This is a genomic window from Streptomyces sp. NPDC001315 (assembly GCF_042896175.1).
In the GTDB taxonomy this organism is placed as follows: Bacteria; Actinomycetota; Actinomycetes; order Streptomycetales; family Streptomycetaceae; genus Streptomyces.
This window is the reverse complement of sequence record NZ_JBIAWZ010000001.1, coordinates 815,171-826,262: the sequence shown is the minus strand read 5'-3', so window position 1 is coordinate 826,262 and position 11,092 is coordinate 815,171. Positions and strand designations below refer to the sequence as shown.

The following is an 11,092-nucleotide window of genomic DNA, read 5'->3' as shown; positions in this document are numbered from 1 at the left end:
ATGGGTGGTTGGTCGTTGTTTGAGAACTGCACAGTGGACGCGAGCATCTGTGGCCAAGTTTTTAAGGGCGCACGGTGGATGCCTTGGCACCAGGAACCGATGAAGGACGTGGGAGGCCACGATAGTCCCCGGGGAGTCGTCAACCAGGCTTTGATCCGGGGGTTTCCGAATGGGGAAACCCGGCAGTCGTCATGGGCTGTCACCCGCTGCTGAACACATAGGCAGTGTGGAGGGAACGCGGGGAAGTGAAACATCTCAGTACCCGCAGGAAGAGAAAACAACCGTGATTCCGGGAGTAGTGGCGAGCGAAACCGGATGAGGCCAAACCGTATGCGTGTGAGACCCGGCAGGGGTTGCGTATACGGGGTTGTGGGATCTCTCTTCTGTCGTCTGCCGGCGACAGGACGAGTCAGAAACCGTTGATGTAGGCGAAGGACATGCGAAAGGTCCGGCGTAGAGGGTAAGACCCCCGTAGTCGAAACGTCAGCGGCTCGTTTGAGAGACACCCAAGTAGCACGGGGCCCGAGAAATCCCGTGTGAATCTGGCGGGACCACCCGCTAAGCCTAAATATTCCCTGGTGACCGATAGCGGATAGTACCGTGAGGGAATGGTGAAAAGTACCGCGGGAGCGGAGTGAAATAGTACCTGAAACCGTGTGCCTACAAGCCGTGGGAGCGTCGGAATGTGCTTGCACATTCTCGTGACTGCGTGCCTTTTGAAGAATGAGCCTGCGAGTTTGCGGTGTGTTGCGAGGTTAACCCGGGTGGGGAAGCCGTAGCGAAAGCGAGTCCGAATAGGGCGTTTTAGTAGCACGCTCAAGACCCGAAGCGGAGTGATCTAGCCATGGGCAGGTTGAAGCGGAGGTAAGACTTCGTGGAGGACCGAACCCACCAGGGTTGAAAACCTGGGGGATGACCTGTGGTTAGGGGTGAAAGGCCAATCAAACTCCGTGATAGCTGGTTCTCCCCGAAATGCATTTAGGTGCAGCGTCGTGTGTTTCTTGCCGGAGGTAGAGCACTGGATAGGCGATGGGCCCTACCGGGTTACTGACCTTAGCCAAACTCCGAATGCCGGTAAGTGAGAGCGCGGCAGTGAGACTGTGGGGGATAAGCTCCATGGTCGAGAGGGAAACAGCCCAGAGCATCGACTAAGGCCCCTAAGCGTACGCTAAGTGGGAAAGGATGTGGAGTCGCACAGACAACCAGGAGGTTGGCTTAGAAGCAGCCACCCTTGAAAGAGTGCGTAATAGCTCACTGGTCTAGTGATTCCGCGCCGACAATGTAGCGGGGCTCAAGCGTACCGCCGAAGTCGTGTCATTGCAGCAATAGGGCCAACGCCCGCTGTGATGGGTAGGGGAGCGTCGTGTGCCGGGTGAAGCTGCGCCGGAAGGCAGTGGTGGACGGTTCACGAGTGAGAATGCAGGCATGAGTAGCGATACACACGTGAGAAACGTGTGCGCCGATTGACTAAGGGTTCCTGGGTCAAGCTGATCTGCCCAGGGTAAGTCGGGACCTAAGGCGAGGCCGACAGGCGTAGTCGATGGATAACCGGTTGATATTCCGGTACCCGCTGTGAAGCGTCAAACATCGAGCATCGTGATGCTAAGGCCGTGAAGCCGTTCCGGACCCTTCGGGGAATGGAAAGTGGTGGAGCCGCCGGACCAAGCGGTTAGTAGGTGAGTGATGGGGTGACGCAGGAAGGTAGTCCATCCCGGGCGGTGGTTGTCCCGGGGTAAGGGTGTAGCCCGAGTGGTAGGTAAATCCGCCGCTCATGCAGGGTGAGACCTGATGCCGAGCCGATTGTGGTGAAGTGGATGATCCTATGCTGTCGAGAAAAGCCTCTAGCGAGTTTCATGGCGGCCCGTACCCTAAACCGACTCAGGTGGTCAGGTAGAGAATACCGAGGCGTTCGGGTGAACTATGGTTAAGGAACTCGGCAAAATGCCCCCGTAACTTCGGGAGAAGGGGGGCCATTCCTGGTGATGGGTTTTACATCCTGAGCTGGGGGTGGCCGCAGAGACCAGCGAGAAGCGACTGTTTACTAAAAACACAGGTCCGTGCGAAGCCGTAAGGCGATGTATACGGACTGACGCCTGCCCGGTGCTGGAACGTTAAGGGGACCGGTTAGTCACTCTTCGGGGTGGCGAAGCTGAGAACTTAAGCGCCAGTAAACGGCGGTGGTAACTATAACCATCCTAAGGTAGCGAAATTCCTTGTCGGGTAAGTTCCGACCTGCACGAATGGCGTAACGACTTCTCGACTGTCTCAACCATAGGCCCGGTGAAATTGCACTACGAGTAAAGATGCTCGTTTCGCGCAGCAGGACGGAAAGACCCCGGGACCTTTACTACAGTTTGATATTGGTGTTCGGTTCGGCTTGTGTAGGATAGGTGGGAGACTGTGAAGCTTGGACGCCAGTTCAGGTGGAGTCGTCGTTGAAATACCACTCTGGTCGTGCTGGATGTCTAACCTGGGTCCGTGATCCGGATCAGGGACAGTGTCTGATGGGTAGTTTAACTGGGGCGGTTGCCTCCTAAAGAGTAACGGAGGCGCCCAAAGGTTCCCTCAGCCTGGTTGGCAATCAGGTGTTGAGTGTAAGTGCACAAGGGAGCTTGACTGTGAGACCGACGGGTCGAGCAGGGACGAAAGTCGGGACTAGTGATCCGGCGGTGGCTTGTGGAAGCGCCGTCGCTCAACGGATAAAAGGTACCCCGGGGATAACAGGCTGATCTTCCCCAAGAGTCCATATCGACGGGATGGTTTGGCACCTCGATGTCGGCTCGTCGCATCCTGGGGCTGGAGTCGGTCCCAAGGGTTGGGCTGTTCGCCCATTAAAGCGGTACGCGAGCTGGGTTTAGAACGTCGTGAGACAGTTCGGTCCCTATCCGCTGCGCGCGTAGGAGTCTTGAGAAGGGCTGTCCCTAGTACGAGAGGACCGGGACGGACGAACCTCTGGTGTGCCAGTTGTCCTGCCAAGGGCATGGCTGGTTGGCTACGTTCGGGAGGGATAACCGCTGAAAGCATCTAAGCGGGAAGCCTGCTTCGAGATGAGGACTCCCACCCACTTGATGGGGTAAGGCTCCCAGTAGACGACTGGGTTGATAGGCCGGATATGGAAGCCCAGTAATGGGTGGAGTTGACCGGTACTAATAGGCCGAGGGCTTGTCCTCAGTTGCTCGCGTCCACTGTGTTGGTTCTGAAACCACGAACAACCCCGTTGTCGGGCCACGACGGCGGTGCGGTTGAGAGTTTCATAGTGTTTCGGTGGTTATAGCGTGAGGGAAACGCCCGGTTACATTCCGAACCCGGAAGCTAAGCCTTACAGCGCCGATGGTACTGCAGGGGGGACCCTGTGGGAGAGTAGGACGCCGCCGAACAAATTTTGAGAAAACCCCCGGCCGGGATTACCGGCACGGGGGTTTTCTGCGTTTCAGGTTCCGCCCTTTGCCCGACATCGCTGAGTGAGCGAGCCCTCCCCTCAGAGCGCGCTCACCACTCCTGTCACAGGCGACCCGCCGCCTTCAGCGCCAAATACGCGTCCGCCAGCGCGGGAGCCAGTTCGTCCGGAGTCGCGTCGACGACCGTGACTCCATGCCGGCGGAGCTGTTCGGCTGTGCGATGGCGTTCGGCCTGGGCCTGGGCGGCGGCCGCAGCCTCGTACACCGCATCGGCGTTGCCGCGTGCCGTAGCCATGCGGGCGATGTGCGGGTCGGCGACCGACGCCACCAGCACTGTATGCCGCTGGGTGAGCTGGGCCAGGACGGGGAGGAGACCTTCCTCCACGGGGGCCGCGTCGAGGGTCGTGAGCAGCACGATCAAGGAGCGGCGAGGGGCCGTACGAAGGGCGGTGGCCGTGAGGCCTCGGGCGTTCGTCTCGACCAGTTCGGGTTCGAGTGTGGCCATGGCGTTGACCAGGGACGGCAGGACGTCGCCGGCGGTTCGGCCCTGGACGAGGGCGCGTACCCGGCGGTCGTATGCGAGGAGATCGACTCGGTCGCCGGCGCGGGATGCCAAAGCGGCCAGCAGCAGTGCCGCGTCCATGGAGGCGTCGAGGCGTGGCGCGTCACCCACGCGGCCCGCCGAAGTGCGGCCGGTGTCGAGGACCAGCAGGATGTGGCGGTCGCGTTCAGGGCGCCAGGTGCGTACGGCGACCGTGGTCTGGCGGGCCGTGGCGCGCCAGTCGATGGAGCGGGTGTCGTCGCCGGGGACGTACTCGCGCAGGCTGTCGAATTCCGTGCCCTCGCCCCGCGTGAGCACGCTGGTGCGGCCGTCGAGCTCGCGCAGACGGGCGAGCTTGGACGGGAGGTGCTTGCGGCTGGTGAAGGGGGGAAGGACCCGTACCGTCCACGGGACGGTGTGGGCGCCTTGACGGGAGAAGAGGCGCAGGGGGCCGTAGGAACGGATCGTCACTCGGTCCGCCTGGCGGTCGCCTCGGCGGGTGGGACGTAGGCGAGTGGTGATTCGCCTGCGCTCGCCCGCGGGGACCGCCAGGAGGTGGCGGGAGGCGGGCCCCTCAGTGCCGGGCTGCCAGCTGCTGGGGGGCCAGGCGTCGCGGAGTTGTGCGCGAAGCGGGCGGCGAGTGGGGTTGGTGACGGTGAGGGTGACGTCGGCGGCCTCGCCCAGACGTACGGAACTGTCGCCGGAGCGCGTCAGGCCCAGGCGTCGTACCGGTGCCGCGAGGACGAAATCGCAGGCACAGGCCACGGCCAGGGGGGCGTTCACAGCGAGGATGCCCGTCCAGCTGGGCGCCCAGATGCCGACGGGCAGGGAGCCGAGTGCCGCCAGCAGGGCGGCGCGTCCGGTGAGCGCCATCAGCGGGGGACGGGGACGTGGGCGAGGATCGCGTTGATGACCGAGTCGGCCGTCACGCCCTCCATCTCGGCCTCCGGGCGAAGCTGCACACGGTGGCGGAGCGTGGGCAGGGCCAGGGCCTTCACGTCATCGGGGATGACGTAGTCGCGGCCCGTGAGCCACGCCCACGCGCGCGAGGTCGCCAGGAGGGCCGTGGCGCCGCGCGGGGAGACGCCCAGGGTGAGTGAGGGGGACTCCCGCGTGGCGCGGCAGATGTCCACCACGTAGGCGGTGATCTCGGGAGAGACGGCTGTCTTGGCGACCGCGGCGCGGGCGGCTTCCAGGTCGGCCGGGCCTGCCACGGGGCGTACGCCGGCGGCGCGCAGGTCGCGCGGGTTGAAGCCCTCGGCGTGGCGGGTCAGGACGTCGATCTCGTCCTGGCGGGAGGGAAGAGGGATCGTCAGTTTGAGGAGGAAGCGGTCCAGTTGGGCCTCGGGCAGGGGGTACGTGCCCTCGTACTCGACCGGGTTCTGGGTCGCGGCGACCAGGAAGGGGTCGGGGAGGGGACGGGGGGTGCCGTCGACCGTGACCTGGCGTTCCTCCATGGCCTCGAGGAGGGACGACTGGGTTTTCGGGGGCGTGCGGTTGATCTCGTCGGCGAGGAGGAGGTTGGTGAAGACCGGGCCGGGCTGGAAGGAGAACTCGGCGGTACGGGCGTCGTAGACCAGGGAGCCCGTCACGTCGCTCGGCATCAGGTCCGGAGTGAACTGGACGCGCTTGGTGTCGAGTTCGAGCGCGGAGGCGAGGGCGCGGACGAGCAACGTTTTGGCGACTCCGGGGACTCCTTCAAGGAGAACGTGTCCGCGGCACAGGAGGGCGACGACGAGGCCGGTCACGGCGGGGTCCTGGCCGACCACGGCTTTGGCGATCTCGGCGCGCAGGGCTTCCAGGGAGGTCCGGGCGTTGCCCTGATCCCTGGTGTACCCGGCGTTGTCAGTGGTCGGGTCCATCATGAACGGCGTACCTCTCTTTCGAGGGCGTCGAGTTGGTCGGCGAGTGCGATCAGGGCCGCGTCGTCGCTGGGCGGCGGGCCGAACAGCAGGGAGCGCAGGGACTGTCCGTCGCTGTGGAGCTGGGCGGACAGCGCGGGGAGCAGGGCCTCGGGCGTGTGTGCCTGGGGGACGGGGACGCCTACGAGGGGGGCGAGGCGGGTGCGGGTGGTGGAGCGAAGAGCGGCGGCCGCGCGGTCGCGGGCGTTCGCCTTGCGGTAGAGGCGGGCGCGGCCTTCGACGGTTTCGGAGGCGCGGATCGCCACGGGGAGTCTTTCGGGCACTAGGGGGCCGAGTCGGCGTGCCCGCCACAGGGCGGCCAGGGCTGCCGCGACGAAGAGCTGCAGGGTGCCCCAGAGCCAGCCGGACGGGAGCAGGTCGAAGAAGCCCTTTTCATCGGCCGTGCCGGTGGCCGAGTCGTCGGAGAGCGAGGGGAGGTACCAGACCAGATGAGGGCGAGAGCCGAGGAGTTGGAGGGCGAGCGAGGCGTTGCCCTGCTCGTCGAGGGTGTCGTTGTAGAGGATGTCGGGCGCGCCGAGTACGACGGTGTCGCCGTCCCCGGAGGTGTCCGGGATGCGCAGCAGGGTGGCCAGGCGTTCGCTCGGGTAGCACTCGTCGGCGTCGAGGTGGGTGGTGGTGTAGCGGATGCCGCCGGTGTCGGCGGTGCCCGCGCGCCGGGCGGCAGGCAGGTCGCATGCGGGAGAGAGTGCCGAGTCGAGGCTGGTGGCGGGGTCCGCGGTGACACCGGGGGCGAGTTTCCCGACGGACCAGCTGCCGGCGGCGACAAGGACGGTACGGCCGCCGGAGGCGGCGGTCGTGGAGTGCAACCGGGTTTGTTGGCGTTCTGTCAACAGGTCGGGGACGGCGACCAGGACGGTGGTGTCCGGGCCGGCCGCGGCACGGGCCTCCTCCAGGGTCGTCACCACGCGTGTGTCGACGCCGCGTTCGGCGAGGAGTTCGGCCACCGCACGACTGCCGTACGGGTCGGCGGAGCGCGGGTCGAGCTCGCCGTGCCGGGCGTCGGAGCGGAGGATGGCGATCGCTACGGCCCCTGCCAGGAGCACGACGAGAGCGAGAGCGATGCCTCGCGCGCGGGTCCATACCTGGCGGGTGGTGGGCGAGGTCGAAGTGGATGGCAGCGTGGCCCCGATGGTCATCCGGAGGCTCCCTGGCGGGCGTCGTGGGCCGTGCTGGGGGTGCTGCTCGCGAGCTGGGGTTTGGTGCGCTCCAGGTCGCGGTCGAGTTCGGCGATGCGGTGGTACGACTGCTCGCTCGCCCTGCGGCCGCCGTACGTGACGTCGTCGAAGTCCCGTGCGGCGGTGCGCAGCCGGTCCGTGTGGTCGGGCAGTGCGCGGCCCGCCTCCGCGGCGGCCTCGTCGGCGGTGCGGCCGGGGCGGACGTCGAGGAGGGCGCGTTCCTCCAGGGAGCGGACGATGGCCCGCATGTGTTCCTGGACGGCTTGGTTCCAGTGGCCCTGGGCGGCGTGGGCCTCGGCGGCCGCGCGGTGTTCGGCGGCGGTACGGGGGCGGTCGTCGAACAGGGCGGGGGAGGAGGTGGGTCGGCGGTGCGGGGTGCCCAGGCGCCACCACAGGGCGGCCAGGACGGCGATGACGGCCAGGACGATCACGACCAGTCCGAGTGCCCCTCCGGGAGTCGCGGTCGAGGCGGTGTCGAGCAGTCTGCCGACCCAGTCCCAGAAGGCGTTCATGGCGCGTTCGATCAGGCCGGGGTCGTTCTGGTGGTACACCCCCTTGGACAGTTCGCGCCGGGCGGCCTCGCGCGCGGGGTCCCGGCCGATCGTCACCGGCGGCTCGTCGCCGGAGCGTGCCAGCGACAGTACGGATGTGTCGGCGGCGCGCAGCAAGGACCGTACGGCCGTGTCGGTGGTGCGTGGCAGTGCCGGCACCGTTGTGAGAATTCCCCCCGTCAGACTCACCGCATCAGCTCCCCGGTGTGGCGCCGGAGGTGCCGTAGCCCTGGACGCCCGCGGCGCGGGCCAGTTCGAGGTCGAGGGCCTCGCGGCGGATGCGCTGGTCGATGTAGAGGAGCACGGTGACGCCGGCACTGATCGGGAAGGTGATCATGGAGCCGATCACCGCGCCGATTCCGCTGATGATGAGGAACGTCCAGCCGTAGTCGCTGCTGCTGGTGAGGAAGCCGGAGACGCCGCCGCCGCTCAGAGCGGCGGCGAGGAAGGTGAAGGGGACGACGACGATCGCGGCGACGATGTTCGCGATGAACGCCCCGAGCAGCTGGATGCCGAACACCCGCCACCAGGCGCCGCGCACGAGCTTCGCGGAGCGGCTCATCGACTTCGCGATGCCCTGCTTCTCCAGCATCAGCGCGGGCGAGGCCAGGGAGTAGCGGACCATCAGCCACAGGGCCACGACGGCGGAGCCCATGCTGCCCAGGACGGCGAGGGCGGTGCCCGCGTCACCGGCTCCCGCGACGGCGATGAGGATGCCGGGCACCGCGCCCGCGACGGCGACACCGAACGTGAGGAGCAGGAGCAGGAAGATCAGGCCGAACAGTTTCGCCACCTGCGGGCGGGCGTCACGCCAGGATTCGCCCGTGGTCACCGACTTGCCGAGGACGGCGCGGCTGGTGACCGCGGTGAGCAGGGCCGTCGCCACGATGGTGCCGATCATGGAGACCAGGAGGAGGACACCGGAGCTGAGCAGGGAGTTGCCCATGGCTCGGGTCAGTTCGCCCAATGTCGCGCTCGGGTCGTCGAGGGCTTCGGTGCCGGCGCTCTCGTCCAGGACGAGGCCGCGCAGCAGGACGACGACGATCTCCATGACGACCGCGACAGCGAGCGAGAAGCCCAGCACGGTGCGCCAGTGGGTGCGCATCGTGGACACCGCGCCGTCGAGGATCTCGCCGACGCCGAGCGGGCGCAGCGGGATCACGCCGGGCTTGGCCGCGGGCGGGGGGCCGCCCCAGCCTGCTCCCCAGCCGGGGTAGCGGGCCGGGCCACCGGGGCCGCCGTAGCCCCCGCCGGGGGCGTTGGGGGGCCGGTTGCCCCAGCCCGGGCCGGGTGGTGGGGGCGGTGGCGCCTGGCCGGGGCTCTGCGGGCCGGTCGGCGCGGACCACTGGGCCGGTGGCGGCTGCACCTGGGACCACTTCGCGGCGGGGTTCTGCGGGTCCGTGCCCGACTGGCCCGCGGGCTGTGCGGAGCCGGGTCGGTCGGCGGGCTCGGCAGGGCCGGACGCACCGGGCTCCTGCCCGTCGGACGGGGCGGATCCGGGCGAGGCCCAGCCCGGAGTGTCTTTCATCGTCGCTCCTTCACGGTGCCCGTCCGCGGTCGCGGCGGAAGGTTGGCAGACATCGTGCCATGGGGTGGTCACCGAGGGACCGGCCGCGGTAGGTGCTGTACACCTTCAATTGTCCGTCGGATACGGGGCAGACTGACCGCATGGCTGATCAGTACGCGCAATCCGGCGAGGACAAGCGGCCGACCGAGATACCCGTGATCCGTTGGGAAGAGCCACCCGAAGGCCCGGTACTGGTGCTCCTCGACCAGACGAGGCTGCCGAGCGAGGAGGTCGAACTGGTCTGTACGGACGCGTCCGCGCTGGTGGAGGCGATCCGTTCGCTCGCCGTGCGCGGGGCGCCGCTGCTCGGCATCGCCGGGGCGTACGGCGTCGCGCTTGCCGCCGCTCGCGGGTTCGACGTGGACGAGGCAGCGAACGGGCTGGCGGGTGCCCGGCCCACGGCGGTGAACCTGGCCGTCGGGGTGCGCAGGGCCCGGGCGGCGTACACGGCCGCGCTCGTCCGCAGTGGTGACGAGCGGCAGGCGGCCGAGGCGGCGCTGGCCGCGGCGCGGCAGCTGCACCGGGAGGACGCGGAGGCCAGCGCCCGTATGGCCCGGCACGGGCTGGCGCTGCTCGACGAGCTGCTGCCCGCTGGCGGGCACCGTGTGCTCACGCACTGCAACACCGGATCGCTGGTGTCCGGCGGGGAGGGAACGGCGTTCGCGGTGGCCCTCGCGGCGCACCGGGTGGGGCGGCTGCGGCGCCTGTGGGTGGACGAAACGCGTCCGTTGCTGCAAGGTGCTCGCCTGACGGCGTACGAGGCGGCCCGTACCGGCATGGCGTACACCTTGCTCACGGACAACGCGGCAGGTTCGCTGTTCGCGGCGGGGGAGGTGGACGCGGTGTTGATCGGGGCCGACCGCATCGCGGCCGACGGTTCGGTGGCGAACAAGGTGGGGAGCTATCCGCTCGCGGTGCTCGCGCGGTACCACCATGTGCCGTTCATCGTGGTGGCACCGGTGACGACGGTGGATCCGGAGACGCCGGACGGGGCGGCGATAGAGGTCGAGCAGCGTCCCGGATTCGAGGTGACCGAGGTCACAGCACCGCAGGTGCCGGTGACGGGAGCGGGAGGCGGGGTTCCGGTGGCACCCCTGGGAACCCAGGCGTACAACCCGGCGTTCGACGTGACGCCGCCGGAGCTGGTGACGGCGATCGTCACCGAAGAAGGTGCCGTTTCGCCCGTGACCGCTGAGGCTCTTGCCGAGCTGTGTGCCAGGTCACGCCAGGTAACGATTAGCTAATGGGATGATGTCGTTTATGAAGGGACGAGTCCTTGTCGTCGATGACGACACCGCACTGGCCGAGATGCTCGGCATTGTGTTGCGTGGTGAAGGTTTTGAGCCGTCTTTCGTAGCCGACGGCGACAAGGCGCTGGCCGCTTTCCGTGAGAGCAAGCCGGACCTGGTGCTCCTGGACCTGATGCTGCCCGGACGGGACGGTATCGAGGTGTGCCGCCTGATCAGGGCGGAGTCAGGGGTGCCGATCGTGATGCTCACGGCGAAGAGCGACACCGTCGACGTCGTCGTGGGCCTGGAGTCGGGTGCCGACGACTACATCGTGAAGCCGTTCAAGCCGAAGGAGCTGGTCGCCCGGATCCGGGCGCGGCTGCGGAGGTCGGAGGAGCCGACGCCGGAGCAGCTCGCCATCGGCGATCTGGTCATCGACGTGGCCGGTCACTCCGTGAAGAGGGACGGGCAGTCGATCGCGCTGACGCCGCTGGAGTTCGACCTGCTGGTCGCGCTGGCCCGCAAGCCGTGGCAGGTGTTCACGCGTGAGGTCCTGCTCGAGCAGGTGTGGGGCTATCGGCACGCGGCGGACACCCGTCTGGTCAACGTGCACGTACAGAGGCTGCGCTCCAAGGTCGAGAAGGATCCGGAGCGGCCGGAGATCGTGGTGACCGTCCGTGGTGTGGGTTACAAGGCAGGGCCGAGCTGA

The 11,092-nt window shown here is 67.3% G+C and carries 7 protein-coding genes and 2 rRNA genes; 4 read left to right on the top strand and 5 right to left on the bottom strand.

The genetic code is table 11. The features are described from left to right. Positions 1-51: 51 nt before the first annotated feature. Both ACFY16_RS03555 and rrf read left to right on the top strand, forming a co-directional pair. Positions 52-3,170, top strand: a 23S ribosomal RNA gene (locus ACFY16_RS03555). A 90-nt stretch (positions 3,171-3,260) separates the two neighbouring features. Beyond that, positions 3,261-3,377 (top strand): 5S ribosomal RNA (gene rrf, locus ACFY16_RS03550). 124 nt (positions 3,378-3,501) lie between these two features. Here the strand turns inward: rrf and ACFY16_RS03545 are convergent. From ACFY16_RS03545 to ACFY16_RS03525, 5 genes are read right to left on the bottom strand one after another with little or no spacing between them, the layout of a single operon-like run. Next, positions 3,502-4,812, bottom strand: a complete 1,311-nt coding sequence (locus tag ACFY16_RS03545; protein WP_390645398.1) for a DUF58 domain-containing protein — start codon at positions 4,810-4,812, stop codon at positions 3,502-3,504. Then, positions 4,812-5,801: an AAA family ATPase gene (locus ACFY16_RS03540; protein ID WP_390646088.1), complete on the bottom strand. Its 990-nt coding sequence runs from the start codon at positions 5,799-5,801 to the stop codon at positions 4,812-4,814. The genes ACFY16_RS03545 and ACFY16_RS03540 overlap by 1 nt, the downstream gene beginning before the upstream one ends. Further along, complete coding sequence (locus tag ACFY16_RS03535; protein WP_390645397.1) at positions 5,801-6,997, bottom strand: DUF4350 domain-containing protein; 1,197 nt, start codon at positions 6,995-6,997, stop codon at positions 5,801-5,803. Before ACFY16_RS03535 ends, ACFY16_RS03540 begins: the two co-directional genes overlap by 1 nt. Beyond that, positions 6,994-7,737: a DUF4129 domain-containing protein gene (locus ACFY16_RS03530; RefSeq protein ID WP_390646087.1), complete on the bottom strand. Its 744-nt coding sequence runs from the start codon at positions 7,735-7,737 to the stop codon at positions 6,994-6,996. Before ACFY16_RS03530 ends, ACFY16_RS03535 begins: the two co-directional genes overlap by 4 nt. Before the next feature lie 43 nt (positions 7,738-7,780). Further along, complete coding sequence (locus tag ACFY16_RS03525; RefSeq protein ID WP_390645396.1) at positions 7,781-9,115, bottom strand: hypothetical protein; 1,335 nt, start codon at positions 9,113-9,115, stop codon at positions 7,781-7,783. A 140-nt stretch (positions 9,116-9,255) separates the two neighbouring features. On the opposite strand from ACFY16_RS03525, the gene mtnA reads away from it, so the two are divergent. Both mtnA and mtrA read left to right on the top strand, forming a co-directional pair. Further along, on the top strand, positions 9,256-10,398 hold the full coding sequence (gene mtnA, locus ACFY16_RS03520) for an S-methyl-5-thioribose-1-phosphate isomerase (protein ID WP_390645395.1): 1,143 nt from the start codon (positions 9,256-9,258) through the stop codon (positions 10,396-10,398). A 4-nt stretch (positions 10,399-10,402) separates the two neighbouring features. Continuing rightward, complete coding sequence (gene mtrA, locus ACFY16_RS03515; RefSeq protein WP_351150236.1) at positions 10,403-11,092, top strand: two-component system response regulator MtrA; 690 nt, start codon at positions 10,403-10,405, stop codon at positions 11,090-11,092.

Excerpts from the sequence above, each read along its gene's own strand:
- ACFY16_RS03545 (WP_390645398.1), bottom strand. The coding sequence starts at position 4,812 with ATGGCGCTCACCGGACGCGCCGCCCTGCTGGCGGCACTCGGCTCCCTG.
- ACFY16_RS03540 (WP_390646088.1), bottom strand. The coding sequence starts at position 5,801 with ATGGACCCGACCACTGACAACGCCGGGTACACCAGGGATCAGGGCAAC.
- ACFY16_RS03535 (WP_390645397.1), bottom strand. The coding sequence starts at position 6,997 with ATGACCATCGGGGCCACGCTGCCATCCACTTCGACCTCGCCCACCACC.
- ACFY16_RS03525 (WP_390645396.1), bottom strand. The coding sequence starts at position 9,115 with ATGAAAGACACTCCGGGCTGGGCCTCGCCCGGATCCGCCCCGTCCGAC.
- mtnA (WP_390645395.1), top strand. The coding sequence starts at position 9,256 with ATGGCTGATCAGTACGCGCAATCCGGCGAGGACAAGCGGCCGACCGAG.
- mtrA (WP_351150236.1), top strand. The coding sequence starts at position 10,403 with ATGATGTCGTTTATGAAGGGACGAGTCCTTGTCGTCGATGACGACACC.